General features: G+C 73.9%; 17 protein-coding genes. 7 read left to right on the forward strand and 10 right to left on the reverse strand.

Translation table 11 applies throughout. The annotated features are described in order from the left end of the window. The 3 genes from manA (at window position 1) to Aru02nite_RS14125 (ending at window position 2,072) form a co-directional block, all read left to right on the forward strand. Window positions 1-1,176 carry a mannose-6-phosphate isomerase, class I gene (gene manA / locus Aru02nite_RS14115; protein WP_203657942.1) on the forward strand — a complete coding sequence of 392 codons (1,176 nt, stop codon included), beginning with the start codon at window positions 1-3 and terminating at the stop codon, window positions 1,174-1,176. Continuing rightward, window positions 1,173-1,589 (forward strand): helix-turn-helix domain-containing protein, encoded by a 417-nt coding sequence (locus Aru02nite_RS14120; protein WP_203657943.1) that lies wholly within the window; start codon window positions 1,173-1,175, stop codon window positions 1,587-1,589. Before manA ends, Aru02nite_RS14120 begins: the two co-directional genes overlap by 4 nt. Window positions 1,590-1,661: 72 nt before the next feature. Beyond that, window positions 1,662-2,072, forward strand: coding sequence for a VOC family protein (locus tag Aru02nite_RS14125; RefSeq protein ID WP_203657944.1), 411 nt, complete (start codon window positions 1,662-1,664; stop codon window positions 2,070-2,072). A gap of 37 nt (window positions 2,073-2,109) precedes the next feature. Here Aru02nite_RS14125 and Aru02nite_RS14130 read toward each other — a convergent pair whose 3' ends face one another. Beyond that, a complete protein-coding gene (locus Aru02nite_RS14130) occupies window positions 2,110-2,511 on the reverse strand; it encodes a nuclear transport factor 2 family protein (protein WP_203657945.1) in 402 nt (133 codons plus the stop codon). Window positions 2,512-2,599: 88 nt separating this feature from the next. Between Aru02nite_RS14130 and Aru02nite_RS14135 the strand changes: the two genes are divergently transcribed. The 3 genes from Aru02nite_RS14135 to Aru02nite_RS14145 all read left to right on the forward strand — a co-directional run bounded on the left by Aru02nite_RS14135 (window position 2,600) and on the right by Aru02nite_RS14145 (window position 5,248). Continuing rightward, window positions 2,600-3,139 carry a TetR/AcrR family transcriptional regulator gene (locus Aru02nite_RS14135; protein WP_203657946.1) on the forward strand — a complete coding sequence of 180 codons (540 nt, stop codon included), beginning with the start codon at window positions 2,600-2,602 and terminating at the stop codon, window positions 3,137-3,139. A 318-nt stretch (window positions 3,140-3,457) separates the two neighbouring features. Continuing rightward, window positions 3,458-4,465, forward strand: coding sequence for a methyltransferase (locus Aru02nite_RS14140; protein WP_203657947.1), 1,008 nt, complete (start codon window positions 3,458-3,460; stop codon window positions 4,463-4,465). Window positions 4,466-4,582: 117 nt separating this feature from the next. Next, window positions 4,583-5,248, forward strand: a complete 666-nt coding sequence (locus tag Aru02nite_RS14145; protein ID WP_203657948.1) for a hypothetical protein — start codon at window positions 4,583-4,585, stop codon at window positions 5,246-5,248. 1 nt (window position 5,249) lies between these two features. On the opposite strand, the gene Aru02nite_RS14150 is transcribed toward Aru02nite_RS14145, so the two are convergent. The 6 genes from Aru02nite_RS14150 to Aru02nite_RS14175 all read right to left on the reverse strand — a co-directional run bounded on the left by Aru02nite_RS14150 (window position 5,250) and on the right by Aru02nite_RS14175 (window position 10,105). After that, the gene (locus Aru02nite_RS14150) at window positions 5,250-6,005 is read right to left on the reverse strand and encodes a hypothetical protein (RefSeq protein WP_203657949.1); all 756 of its coding nucleotides are present in this window, start codon (window positions 6,003-6,005) and stop codon (window positions 5,250-5,252) included. Between the two features lie 30 nt (window positions 6,006-6,035). Beyond that, window positions 6,036-6,365, reverse strand: coding sequence for a hypothetical protein (locus Aru02nite_RS14155; RefSeq protein ID WP_203657950.1), 330 nt, complete (start codon window positions 6,363-6,365; stop codon window positions 6,036-6,038). Window positions 6,366-6,372: 7 nt separating this feature from the next. Further along, on the reverse strand, window positions 6,373-6,984 hold the full coding sequence (locus Aru02nite_RS14160) for a hypothetical protein (RefSeq protein ID WP_203657951.1): 612 nt from the start codon (window positions 6,982-6,984) through the stop codon (window positions 6,373-6,375). A 118-nt stretch (window positions 6,985-7,102) separates the two neighbouring features. After that, on the reverse strand, window positions 7,103-7,888 hold the full coding sequence (locus Aru02nite_RS14165) for an ABC transporter permease (protein ID WP_203657952.1): 786 nt from the start codon (window positions 7,886-7,888) through the stop codon (window positions 7,103-7,105). After that, window positions 7,885-8,838 carry an ABC transporter ATP-binding protein gene (locus Aru02nite_RS14170; protein WP_203657953.1) on the reverse strand — a complete coding sequence of 318 codons (954 nt, stop codon included), beginning with the start codon at window positions 8,836-8,838 and terminating at the stop codon, window positions 7,885-7,887. Before Aru02nite_RS14170 ends, Aru02nite_RS14165 begins: the two co-directional genes overlap by 4 nt. A 361-nt stretch (window positions 8,839-9,199) precedes the next feature. Continuing rightward, window positions 9,200-10,105: an RDD family protein gene (locus Aru02nite_RS14175; RefSeq protein WP_239076665.1), complete on the reverse strand. Its 906-nt coding sequence runs from the start codon at window positions 10,103-10,105 to the stop codon at window positions 9,200-9,202. A 37-nt stretch (window positions 10,106-10,142) separates the two neighbouring features. On the opposite strand from Aru02nite_RS14175, the gene Aru02nite_RS14180 reads away from it, so the two are divergent. Next, entirely contained in the window at window positions 10,143-11,147 is a 1,005-nt protein-coding gene (locus Aru02nite_RS14180) for a stage II sporulation protein M (protein WP_203657954.1), read from the forward strand. 12 nt (window positions 11,148-11,159) lie between these two features. Here Aru02nite_RS14180 and Aru02nite_RS14185 read toward each other — a convergent pair whose 3' ends face one another. The 3 genes from Aru02nite_RS14185 to Aru02nite_RS14195 all read right to left on the reverse strand — a co-directional run. Then, on the reverse strand, window positions 11,160-11,804 hold the full coding sequence (locus Aru02nite_RS14185) for a response regulator (protein WP_203657955.1): 645 nt from the start codon (window positions 11,802-11,804) through the stop codon (window positions 11,160-11,162). Further along, a complete protein-coding gene (locus Aru02nite_RS14190; RefSeq protein ID WP_203657956.1) occupies window positions 11,707-12,966 on the reverse strand; it encodes a sensor histidine kinase in 1,260 nt (419 codons plus the stop codon). The genes Aru02nite_RS14185 and Aru02nite_RS14190 overlap by 98 nt, the downstream gene beginning before the upstream one ends. Further along, a partial coding sequence (locus tag Aru02nite_RS14195) for a hypothetical protein (protein ID WP_203657957.1) occupies window positions 12,963-13,344 on the reverse strand: 382 nt, incomplete at its 5' end. The genes Aru02nite_RS14190 and Aru02nite_RS14195, both read right to left, overlap by 4 nt.

The raw sequence follows: 13,344 nt of genomic DNA on the forward strand, positions 1-13,344 counted from the left end.
ATGCGGGCGCTGACCGGCCGGATCCAGCCGTACGCCTGGGGTTCGCGGGCGGCGATCGCCGCGATCCAGGGCCGGGACGTACCGTCCGCGACGCCGGAGGCGGAGCTGTGGCTGGGCGCGCACCCGGCCGCTCCGTCCACAGTGGACGGTGTATCGCTGGCGGATCTGGTCGCGGCCGACCCGGACGGCACGCTCGGCGCGGCGCGCCGGTTCGGCCGGCTGCCGTTCCTGCTGAAGCTGCTCGCCGCGGACCAGCCGCTGTCGCTCCAGGCGCACCCGGACGCGGCGCAGGCGCGCGCCGGCTTCGACGCCGAGGAGGCCGCCGGGACGCCGCTGTCCGCGCCGGACCGCAACTACAAGGACCCGTACCACAAGCCGGAGATGATCGTCGCGCTGACCGACTTCGACGCGTTGTGCGGGTTCGCGCCGCCCGCGTCGACGGCGGCGCTGCTCGACACGTTCGACCAGCCGGCGCTGGCCCCGGTCGTCGCCGCGCTGCGGGCCGGCGACCTACGTACCGCGGTGACGACGTTGCTGGAACTGCCGGCGGCGACGTGCGCCGAGACGGTCGCCGGAGTCGTTGCCACGGCGGCGAAACAGGCCGCGGGCGACCCGGCGTACGCGTTGGCCGCGGACCTCGGCGAGCGGTACCCGGGCGATCCCGGCGTACTGGTCGCGTTGCTGCTCAACCAGGTCCGGCTACGCCCCGGCCAGGCGCTGTACGCTCCGGCCGGCGTGCTGCACGCGTACCTCACGGGGGTCGGCGTGGAGCTGATGGCGGCCAGCGACAACGTGTTGCGCGGCGGGCTGACGCCGAAACACGTGGACGTACCGGAGCTGTTGCGGGTGCTGCGGTTCGAGGCCGCGACGCCGCCGGTCGCCGACCCGGAGCCCGCCGGCGCCGGGGTGGACGCGTGGCCGGCGCTGCTGCCGGGGGTCGAGGAGTTCGCGCTGCGGCGGGCCCGCGTCGGCGGGCCGTACGAGGAGGTCGTGGTGCCGGGCGACGGGCCGCGCGTGCTGTTCTGCGTGTCCGGCCGGGTGATCGCCGACGACGGCACCGACACCCTGTCGCTGGGACCGGGCGGTGCCGCGTTCGTGGGCGCCGACCGGCCGGCGGTGCGCCTCACCGGCTACGGCGAGGTGTACCAGGCGGGCACCGCCCCGACGGTGACGTGAGCCGGGCGGCCGAGGACACCAACCGGCGCATGCTGCGGGCGCGCGACGCGATGGACCGCGCGTACGCGGAGCCGCTGGACGTGCCGGCCCTGGCCCGCATCGCGCACGTGTCGGAGGCGCACTTCACCCGGACGTTCCGGGCGACGTTCGGCGAGACGCCGCACCGGTACCTGCAGCGGCGGCGGATCGAGCGGGCCATGTTCCTGTTGCGGGAGACGGACCGCAGCGCCACCGACATCTGCTACGAGGTCGGTTTCGGCAGCCTCGGCACGTTCTCCCGCACGTTCCGGGCGATCGTCGGGATCGGGCCGCGGGAGTACCGGCGGAGCGCGGTGGCGGCGAACGTGCCGACCTGCTTCGCGATGGCGTGGACCCGGCCGAGCAGCGCGCTGCCGTCGCCGGACCCGCGGTGAGGTCCCCCGAACGGTGGCCACTCAGCAGTTTTGGACAAGTTTCCGGGCGGCGCCGTCGGTAGCGTCGTCGGCATGTTGACAGGCATCGCGATCTCGCAGATCTACGTACTCGACCAGGACCAGGCGCTCGACTTCTACGTCGGCAAGCTCGGACTGGAGAAGGCCGAGGACATCGACCTCGGTTTCATGCGCTGGCTGACCGTCAGCGTGCCCGGCCACCCGGAAAGGCAGATCCTGCTGGAGAAGCCGGGCCCGCCGGCGATGTCCGAGGAGACCGCCGAGCAGGTACGCGAACTCGTCACGAAGGGCGCGACGGGCGGCTCGCTGTTCTTCACCACGGACGACTGCCGCGGGACGTACGAGAAGCTCAAGGGGTTGGGCGTCGAGTTCACCGAGGAGCCGACGGAGCGGCCGTACGGCACCGACTGCGGGCTGCGCGACCCGTTCGGCAACAGCGTCCGGTTCAGCCAGCCCAAGGGCTGACCCGCGGAAACCGTTGGCGCGCCGGGAAAGTACGAGGTCAGGCGCCGAGCGGGCGGCGGTGCGCCCGGACCGTACGGTGGGCGATGCGCCAGCCGCGGTCGCCGCGCACCACGGTGTCCTCGTACGTGACGCTGCCGCAGCTGCCGTCCGCGCGTACGCCGAGTCCCTTGGACAGCGCGCGGACCCGGCCGTCGGCGTCCTCGTCGACGACGGTGTTCGTGACGTGGTGGGCGACGGGATTGCCGTCGCCCACGGCGATCGCGGCCGCGCGCATCCCGTCCGTGCCGCGCAGGACGCCGCCGCCGAGGTCGGTCACGTCGTACGTCACGTCCGGGGTGAACACCTCGTCCAGCCGGTCGAGCCGCCCGCTGTCGGTCAGGTGGCCGTGCCGGGCGATCAGCTCCGTGATCGCGGTACGGTCCGCCGCGCTCAGTGCCATCGACGCTCCTCCGCACTCGAAACGGGGAAGTTCCCGTTTGATCGGGTACGATAACGGGGACGTCCCCACTTGGCAAACCGGAGCGACCATGCCCGTACGCAGGGCCGACGCCGCGCGCAACGCCGCGGCGCTCCTCACCGCCGCCCGCGAACTGTTCGACGAGTCCGGCCACGACATCGCCATGGACGAGGTCGCGCGCCGCGCCGGCGTCGGCAACGCCACCCTCTACCGGCACTTCCCGACCCGCGGTGACCTGCTCGTCGCCGCGTACGCCGAGGAGGTGGACGCGCTCTGCCGGCGCGGCGCCGACGCGGCCCGCGCCGCGGACCCCGTCGACGCGCTGTTCGGCTGGCTCGACGAGTTCGTGGCGCACGTCGCGACCAAGCGCGCCCTCGCGCTGGCCGCCACCACCGGACCGGACGCCCGGCGTACCGAGCTGTTCGAGCGGTGGCACGCGTCGATGCGGGAGACCGCGACGGTGCTCGCCGACCGCGCCGCCGACGCCCTCACCCCCGGCGTCACCGGCCCCGACCTGCTCGCCCTCGCGAACGGGATCGCCGTCGCCGCAACCGATCCCGCCCACGCCCGGCACCTCGCCGCGCTCCTCCGGCACGGCGTCCAGCGCTGAGCCGGCGGCGCGGCAGCCCCGGCGATCCGCCGCGTCGGACAGCGTCGGCACGGGCATCTCCCGGGAGACGGAGGCGACCCGCTGCGGGCGGCGATCCGTCGGACGGCGATCTGCCGGACGGCGTGGATCGCCGGCGGCCAGGTGCCCGGGTCCAGCGCGCACCGCGGTCTCCAGCCGCCGTCCGCGCCGGTCCCGGTGGGAACTCCGCCGCCAGCCGCGCGCGGCAGAGGATGTCCGGCACCTTCCCGTACGGGAAGGTCACCGGGACGTCGTCGCCCGTCGTACCGTGACGGGAAAGCAGGGGGACCGGGAGGCGTCATGACCGAGGAGACGACCGGCTGGGGCGGGGCGCTGTGGGCGGCCGCCGACCTCGCAACCCCGATGGCGATCCGGGTCGCGGCCACGCTGCGCCTCGCCGACCACATCCCCTCCGGTACGCGTACCGCGGACGTGCTCGCCGCCGCGACCGGCACCGACCCCGACGCGCTCCGCCGGGTACTCGACCACCTGGTGACCGCCGGCGTGCTCACCGCCGCCGACGGCGGGTACGGGCTGACACCGCTGGGCGAGCAGCTCCGCGACGACCACCCCGGCGGCGTACGCGCCTGGCTCGACCTGGACGGTTCCGTCGGCCGCGCCGACCTGTGCTTCACGCAGATGCTGCACACCGTACGGACCGGGGAGCCGGCGTTCCCGCTCATGTTCGGCCGCGGCTTCTGGGACGACCTGGCCGCCGACCCCGTACGCGAGGCGTCGTTCGACGCGCTGATGGGTGGCCGCCTCACCGACGCCGACGCCGTCGCCGCCGCGTACCCCTGGGGTGGGCTCGGGCACGTGATCGACGTCGGCGGCGGCGACGGCAGCCTGCTGCTCGCCCTGCTGCGTGCCCACCCGGACCTGCGCGGCACCGTCGTCGACCTGCCCGGCCCCGCCGCCCGCGCCCGGCAGGCCATCGCCGCCGCCGGCCTCACCGACCGGGCCGACGCGCGCGCCGGCAGCTTCTTCGACCCGCTGCCCACCGGCGCCGGCGGGTACGTGCTGTCCGGCGTCCTGCACGACTGGGACGACGCCGACGCCGCCCGCATCCTCCGCCGCTGCGCCGAGGCCGCCGGCCCCACCGGCCGGGTACTCGTCGTCGACAGCCTCGACGACCCCGGCGCCGGCACCGCGTACACCGAGGGTGACCTGCGGATGCTGTGCTACTTCAACGGACGCGAACGCGGCGTCGCCGACCTCGCCGACCTCGCCGCCACCGCCGGGCTCGCCGTCGGCCCCGTCGCCCCCGCCCGCACCCACTCCGTCCTCGAACTCCACCCCGCCCCCTGACCGCCCGCGCCGCGTCACGTGCCTGCTCCGGTACGGGCCCGGCACCGCGTGACGCGGCCGGATGTGTTGCGCTGACACGGATCCGCGTACTTGCCGCCACCCGGTACCGTCGCGCCCATGACCCCGCGCCCGCCCCGCCGCGTACCGTTTCTCGTCGCGCTGTCCGCAGCCGCGGTCGCGCTCGTGGTGGGAGCCGCGTTCGGCGCCGCCGGTGAGTTCGCGATGCGGCCCGGCGTCCATGCCGCCCGGGCCGCCGACACGCCGACCTACCGGATCCGGCCGGACTGGGATCTGTGCGACCACGTCACCCGCCGCCCCCTGGCGTACTTCGGGGCCACGGAGACGCGGGCGAAGCCGGCCTCGGCGGGTACCGCGGTCGAGGAGCACCAGGCGGTGGGGGCGGGCTGCGACATCGAGTTCGACGCGGCGGGACAGACCGGTGACCTGACCGTCGTGGCGGACGTCTTCACCAGCGCACGGACGGCGCACGACCAATTCGTCCATGGCCACCACGCCACCGTCACGGCCGGCGCGCACGCCGGCGTCACGATCGTTCCGGGTCTCGGCTCGGAGGCGGAGTACCAGCGGGACACGGACGAGGGCGACGATCCGGCGGGGTCGTGCACGATCCGGCGCGACAGCCTCGTCGTCCGGCACGGCGCCCTGCTGCTCGACGTCCGTGTCGTGCACTGCCCCCGCGGCACGCCGCTCGACGGGACGGCCCTGCGCAACGCCGCGCTCGTGGTCGCGTCCGACCTGATGTCCACGCTGCGCTCCGGATGACCTAGGCGACCGCGTCCGGCCAGGATCCGCCAAGTACCAGCTCCTCCTTGTTCTGCGCGCGCCTCTGTTCGTGTTCCTCAAGCTTCGTGTGGAGCGCCTGGGACAGAGTGTCGAACGCCGCCTGCGGGTAGAGCTCACCGACGAGCTTGCCGCAGAGTTTTCCGATTGTGCCGGCAGCCTTGGGCATCGACACGACTTCGGCGATGTCGACGCCGGCCTCGACGATCAGTGCAATCGCCTCACCGACCGTTTTGGAGATGGACGAGAGGAAGTCGAGGTTCGCCGAGGCGACGCCGTCCAGCCACGCGCTCGTCGAGCCGGCCAGTGACCTGACCGCGGCCATGGCCTCCGCTTGGACGGGGATCCGCTGCCGGTACACCGTGGCCGCCTTGTCGCTCCACGAGTCCAGGTCGTCGTTGTGCTCCTTGCGCGTCCGCGGATCGGTCTCGCGGTGCAGGAGCGCGGCGTTCCGCTCGATCTCGATCCACACCCCGCTCGCATGTACCAGCGACATGATCGGCGTGTCGTGCGCGAGGATGTTCCGGATCGTTTTCGCGGACTCGTTCAACGCCCGGTAGAGGTTCTCCAGCGGGTCCTTGAGGTAGCACTTCACCAAGAGGTTCTGCGGAGTTCCGGGCATCCCGAGGGTGCGGACCGTGTCCACGACGTGGTTGTACCGGTCGATCAACCGGTCCCATTGCCAGTCGATGTTCGCGCAGATTGTCCTGATATCCGCTTCGTCGGGCGGTGGCGCCATGATCGAGGTCCAATCGGTGTCGACCGGTGGTCAGTCTCCGTAGATGTCGCGGAGGCTCTTGGCGTTGACGTTCTCGTTGTTGTCGTACATGTCGGCGATCCGACGGAGCACCGCTGCGATCTGGTCGAACTCGGTGGACCCCTTGAGCACGGAGCTGATCAACTCGCTGCGGAGCCTCTCGTACGACGTGGCCAGGTCCGCCGCCACCAGGTCGACGAGTACCGACCCGACGCAGAACGCGCTGCCGTGCAGCTGCGTCGCGCTGATCTGCGTGGCCAACGCGTTGAGCGGGCCGGCGAGGTGGTTCCAGTGGGTGGCCTCGGTGCGGAGGGAGTCGGGGACCACGGAGGTGTCGGACATGGCGCTCCTACCGGTCGTCGTCGGGTTGCTGGGCGAGGCGCAGCGCGGCGAGCACGTCGGCGCGCAGCCGCGACAGGTACGCGCCGGGGATGCGTGGTTCGTCGGCGGTGATGGTGACGATGCGGCGGCCGCGGAGCGCGAGCCGCACGTACCCGGCGGGGCTGGTGACGGTGTGTTCCTCGGGCTGCATCGGTTGGGAGAGAAGCTTTCTGGTCTCCTCGACGCGACGGTCGGTCTCGTCGGCGACGCGCCGGATCCGGGCGGACAGGTCGGCGAGTTCCGCGTACCGCGGGGCGGGGTCCGCGGCGGCGGGTGGTGCGGTGGGCGCGGGGCTGTCGGGGTCGGCGAACGCGGCGAGGGCCTGTGCCGTCAGCGACTCGCGGACCGACGCGACGTACGCGGCGCCGAGGGCGGCGCCGAATCCGTTGTGCGCCAGGCGTTCCCGGATGATGTCGACGTCCTCGACGCGGCCGTCCCGGCGGACGAGGAGGCGGACGGCGCCGGTGGGGTCGGCCACCTCGAACCGCTCCGGTACGCGTCCGCCGAGGGCCCGCAGCTCGTCCTGCACCTGCCGGCGCAGGTCCTCGGTCGTACCGAGGAAGTCCGGGGACTTCGGCACCGGGAAACCGTCATCGCGGTCGGATGACACAGTGTTCCTCCGTTTCGGAGATGCTGGTGGGCATCGGCGGAAACGGTAGCCACAGTGATCAAGTCGGTACGGTCCGCGCGCGGCGCGGTCAGGTCAACCTGGTGGTACGGGTGGCGATCAGCCCCGGTACCACCGTCCACGCGAGCAGCACCAGGTACGGTCCGGCGCCCGGTGACGTACCGCGGGCGAGCGCGTCGGTGAGGCCGCCGGCGAGGGCGCCGGACGGGAGCAGGTCGACGACGGTGGCGAGCCCCGCCGGCAGCGAACTCTCCGGTACGGCGATGCCCCCGGCGAGCAGCAGCACGAACCACACCGCGTTCGCCACCGCGAGCGTGATCTCGGCGCGCACCGACCCGCCGAGCAGGACGCCGAGCGCGCCGAACGCCAGCGCTCCCAGTACGAGCAGGGGAACGGCTTCGCCGAGGCCGGACAGGTGCGGCGACCAGCCGAGCAGCGCGGCGACCGCGGACAGTACGACGAGCTGGACGACGACGATGCAGCACGCGGACAGCACCCGGCCGGCGACGAGCAGCCAGCGCGGCAGGGCGGTCGCGGCGAGCCGCTTGAGCACCCCGTACCGCCGGTCGAAGCCGAGCGAGATGGCCTGGCTGGTGAACGCGGTCGACATGATCGCCAACGCCAGCACGCGCGGGGCGACCCAGTCGACGCGCGGCGTACCGATGTCGATGATGGGCAGTTCGGTGAGGCCGACGAGCAGCGCCAGCGGGATGATCAGGGTCAGCAGCAGCTGTTCCCCGTTGCGCAGCGCCAGTTTCGTCTCGGTGGCGGTCTGCACGGCGAGCATCCGGCCGAGCCGGCCGCGGCCGGGCGCCGGCGTGAACGTACCGGGTGCGAAGCGGGTCTCGGCGCTCACCGCAGCTCCCGCCCGGTCAGGTCGAGAAACACGTCCTCCAGGCTGCGCCGCACGACCTTCAACTCCTCCGCCAGTACGCCGCGCTCGGCGCACCACGCCGTCACGGTGGACACCTCGCGCGGCCCGATCGGCCCGCGGATCACGTACCGGCCGGGGTCGGGTTCCTCGGCGGTGCAGCCGGGCAGCCGGGTGAGCAGGTCGGCGAGCGGCAGGCCGGGCGACGCGCGGAAGCCGAGGCGCTGCTCGTCGGTGGCGTCGGCGGTCAGCTCGGCCGGCGTACCGGTGGCGACGACGCGGCCGTGGTCGAGGATCACCACGTCGTCGGCGAGCGACTCGGCCTCGTCCATCAGGTGCGTCGTCAGCAGCACGCTCACCCCGTCGGTACGGAGCGCGCGCACCAGGTCCCACACCAGCCGCCGCGCCTGCGGGTCGAGTCCGGCGGTCGGCTCGTCCAGGAACACCAGCTCGGGCCGGCCGACCACGGCGCAGGCCAGCGACAGCCGCTGCTGCTGCCCACCCGACAGCCTCTTGTACGGGGTGCGCAGCGCGTCGGTGAGCCCGAGTACGCCGAGCAGCCAGTCGACGTCGAGCGGCTGCCGGGCGCAGGACGCGACCAGCCGGAGCATCTCGCCCGCGCGTACGCCCGGGTAGGCGCCGCCGCCCTGCGGCATCACGCCGATCCGGGGGCGCAGCTCACGCGCGTCGGGACGGTGCCCGAGCACCCGTACGTCACCGGCGTCGGGACGCTGGAAGCCCTCGCAGATCTCGATGGTGGTGGTCTTCCCGGCGCCGTTGGGGCCGAGGACGGCGAGGACCGTGCCGCGCCGCTGCGCCAGGTCGAGCCCGTCGACCGCGGTGACCGCGCCGAACCGCTTGACCAGGCCGTGTACCGCGAGGACCTGGTCCGGGTCCGCCGCGGACCGGTTGCTGGTCGTCGCGTCGAGGCTCACGGAACGACAGGGTATTCCCGGCGTCGGGTGCGTCCGGCCGCGGGACCCCGGCCCGATCCGCCCATCACGGCGGTGTCGATGCAGTGCGGGCAGCGCCGTGGGCGTTACGCAACATAAGCCGGAAAAATCGCGGATCAGCTTGACAGTGTCGTCATCCTCAGTAACTCTATAGCTACAGAACGTGAAGACGTTCTGAGCTGCTGGTTCCAGACACGGTGCGGGGGAACCCAACCGGGGGGAGCGCGGGGCGGCACCGGCACGTGGATGGGTTGGGGGTACCCGGCACGTGCGCCGCCCCGCGCACAGCAAACCCTAGTTGATCATGGACGGCGATTCCATCCCGCCGGCTCCGTCCCGTACGTCAGCGCAACGGCCCCGACCCGTACGCCGGCTCCGGTGCACCCGGGCGCACGGTCGGCACGGTCGCGGGCAGCAGCGGGTCCGGCGGATCGGCCCAGATCCCGTCGACCGTCGCCCGCCGCACCGCCATCCGGTACGAGGCGCGCCGGTGCCGCTCCGCCACCACCGCCGCCAGGTACGCCCAGCCCGGGATGCCCGGCGGTACCGGGGGAGTGGTCTGCCGGGCGACCCGCGCGGCCAGCTCCGTGCCGAGCCGGGTACGCGCGGGCTCGATGATCTCGCGGTTGCGCGCCAGATAATGCCGTACCCGCAGGGCCAGGTCGTCGTCGAGGCCGGTCAGGTCGAGTGTCGCGGCCCAGTCCGCCAGGTACGGCGGCATTGCGGGCACCCAGCCCCACGCCGCCGGGTTGCGCTCGTGGATCACCACCGTGCCGGCGGCGAGGTCGCCCAGGCGGCGGCCGGCCGGCTGCCCGATCATCACGCCGAGGCACACCAGCCAGCTCAGCGGCGGGACGAGTACGCCGGGCCACTCGACGGCGAGGCCGACCAGGGCGCGGGTGAGCGCCTGCCGGAAGCCGATCGGGCCGCCGTCGACGCGGACCACCCGCAGACCCATCGCCAGCTTGCCGAGCGACCGACCACCGGTCAGCGTCTCCAACGCCACCGGGTACGCGACGAACACGAGGACCAGGACGAGTACGGACACGCCGGCGGTGACGCCCTGCGAACGGTTCACGGTGAGCAGGAGCCCGATGACCGCCAGCAGCCAGCCGAACACCAGCTGCGCCGTCACGTCCAGCAGGAACGCCAGCATGCGCGACCCGACCCGGGCGAGGCGTACCTCGACCTCGACGGCCTCGCCGCTGATCACCGCCCCGTCCCCGCGCATCCGCCCATCCTGCGGCATGGCCGCCATGGTGCGCCAGGACGGTATGTTGCCCGGCGTGGACCTGGACGCGTTCGTCAGCGAGCACCGCGCCGAGTGGCGGCGGCTCGGGCAGCTCGCCCGCCGGCACCGGCCGGCCGCCGACGAGGTCGACGAGCTCGTCCTGCTGTACCAGCGGGCCGCCACGCACCTGTCGCTCGTCCGCAGCCGCGCGCCCGACCCGGCGCTGGTGTCGTACCTGTCGCGGCTGGTGCTGCGGGCCCGCGCGACCATCACCGGCGGCCGGTCCTGGCATCCGCGCGAGCTGGCCCGGTTCTGCACGGACACGTTCCCGGCGGCGGTGTACCGGAGCTGGCCGTGGTGGGTGTCCGTTGCGGTGCTGTTCACCGCGGTGTCCGGCGGGCTCACCGGCTACTTCGCGGCGCACCCCGAGGTGCTCGACAGGCTGATCGGCTCCGGCACCGCCCGCCAGCTCGCCGACCACGACTTCGCCGCGTACTACTCGGACCAGCCCGCGCAGGACTTCGCGTTCCAGGTGTGGACGAACAACGCGCTGGTGGCGGGGATGTGCCTGGCGTCCGGGATCCTGCTGTTCCCGGTACTGGTGGTGCTCGCCGGCAACGCGCTGACGATCGGCATCGACGGCGGCGCGCTGATCGGGCAGGGCCGGGCCGCCGAGTTCTTCGGGCTGATCGCGCCGCACGGGATGCTGGAGCTGACCGCGGTGTTCGTCGCCGCCGGTACGGGACTGCGGATCGGCTGGTCGTGGGTCGCGCCGGGGCCGTACCTGACGCGCGGGCAGGCGCTCGCGGGCGCCGCGCGTTCCGGGGTGGCGGTCGCGCTCGGCCTCGTCGGCGTCCTCGCGGTCAGCGGCGTCATCGAGGCGTTCGTGACGCCGTCGCGGCTGCCGACGGCCGCCCGGCTCGGGATCGGCCTCGCCGCCCTCGCCGCCTTCCTCCTGTACGTGGTGGTCCTCGGCTCGCGCGCTGCCGCCCGGGGTGACGTCGGCGACGTGGACGAGGATCTGCGGGAGGCGGCGGCCCCGGTCGACGCCGCCCGCTGACGTACCGGCGGGTCAGGTTTCGAGGTAGCGGAGTACGGCGAGGATGCGGCGGCTGTGCGTCGCCGTACGCGGCAGGGCCAGCTTGTCGAACAGCGCGTTCACGTGCTTCTCCACCGCGCTCTGCGACACGTGCAGCTGCGCGGCGATGGACGCGTTGGTGTGGCCCTGCGCCATCAGGTCGAGGACGTCGCGCTCGCGCGGGGTGAGCCGGGCCAGCGGGTCGGTGTGCGTGGTGCGGGCCAGCAGCTGCCGCACCACCTCCGGGTCGAACGCGGTGCCGCCGGCCGCCACCCGGTCCAGCGCGTCGAGGAACTCGCCGACCTGCACCACCCGGTCCTTCAGCAGGTACCCGATGCCGGCGGGGTCGCCGGTGAGCAGTTCGGTGGTGTACCGCTTCTCGACGTACTGGGAGAGGACCAGGACGGCGGTGTCGGGCCAGCGTTCGCGGATGGTGAGCGCGGCGCGCAGCCCCTCGTCGGTGTGCGACGGCGGCATCCGGACGTCCACGACCGCCACGTCCGGCCGGTACGTGGCGACGGCGGTGAGCAGCGCGTCCCCGTCACCGACCGCCGCCGGTACCTCGTGGCCCTCCTCGGCGAGCAGCCGGACCAGGCCCTCCCGCAGCAGGGTCGAGTCCTCGGCGAGTACCACGCGCATGATCTCTGGGCCTCTCGCGTTCGCTGTACGGCAGGTCGGCGGTGACGGTGGTCGGGCCGCCCGGCGGGCTGTCCACCCGTAGCGTGCCGTCGAGTGCGGCGACGCGGCGGGACAGCCCGGACAGCCCGGCACCGTACGGGTCGGCCCCGCCCCGCCCGTCGTCCCGTACCACCACGGTGATCCGGTCCGCGCACTGTCCGATGTGGACGGTGACGAGGTCGGCGCCGGCGTGCTTCGCCGCGTTCGTGACCGCCTCGCAGACCACGAAGTACGCGACGGTCTCGGTGGCGGGGGTCGGGCGCGCGCCGAGCCGGTAGTCGACGGTGACGGGGACGCCGGCGCGCTCGGCCACGTTCTCCAGCGCGGCGGACAGCCCGGCGTCGTCCAGCGCCGTCGGGTACACCCGCCAGGCGACCTCGCGCAGGTCGACCAGGGCCAGCTGCGACTCCTCGTGCGCGGTACGCAGCAGTTCGGCGGCGCGGTCCGGGTCGTGGGCGCGGCGGGCCCGGCCCAGCAGCATGCCGAGCGCGACGAGCCGCTGCTGTACGCCGTCGTGCAGGTCGCGTTCGATCCGGCGGCGCTCGTCGTCGACGGCCGCGACGATCTCCGCCCGGCTGGTCGACAGTTCGGCGATCCGGTGGCGCAGCGCGGCGCGACCGCCGTCCGGGGTCACCGCCCACCGCGCCAGCCGCCGTTCCAGCGCGGCGACGCCGATGACCCCCTGCACCGCCAGGAACGCCAGCACCAGCCCGGCGACCACCGCGTACGCGACGACGAAGCCGGTCGGTGGGATGTCGTCGATCGGGTCGCCGGTCAGCCAGCCCGTACCGAGCAGCACACTGGCGCCGGTGCCGTACCCGATGAGGCCGAGGATCGCGGCGCCCAGCACACCCAGCGGACCCCGCGCCGCCAGGTACGCCACGGCGCGCGCACCCGTCGGCGCCGGCCCGCGCGTCGTACCGAGCCAGCGGGCCGCGCGGCGCAGTTCCAGCCGCGCCAGCCGTCCCGCGCCGGCGCCGGCGAGCGACCGCGCCCGGCCCGCCGACGCGACCACCACGACCCCCGCCACCAGCAGGTACGCCAGGTCGACGGGTGCGGTCAGCGCCCCGAGCAGCACCCCGTACGCGAGCCGGGCCGCCGCGGCGAGCGGCCGCCGGGTCACCGGTCCGGGTTCGGCTCGTGCCGCCGCGGCGTGCCGTAGACGGTCCCCGAGTACCGCTGGCCGCCGGGCTCGGGCGCCCGGTGCGACGGGTACGGTGCGGCCTCCGGTTGCGGCGCCCCGCCGTACACGGCACCGCCGGCCGCGGGACGCTGGCGCGTAACGTCCTCGTACCCGTCGGGCGCGCGGTACTGGCGCGTCGCGTCGTCGTACCCGGTGGGTGGGCGGTGCTGGCGGGTTGCGTCGTCGTAGCCGTGGCGCTCCGGGACCATCGTCGACCGGTACGGCTCCGCGTCCGCCCCGTACGACGTGTCGTCGGCGGCCTCGGCGCGCTCCCGCTCGCGGCGGCGTCGTACGAGTCGGGACGCGATGAAGTAGGCG

This window comes from Actinocatenispora rupis, from assembly GCF_016861975.1.
GTDB classification, from domain to species: Bacteria; Actinomycetota; Actinomycetes; order Mycobacteriales; family Micromonosporaceae; genus Actinocatenispora; species Actinocatenispora rupis.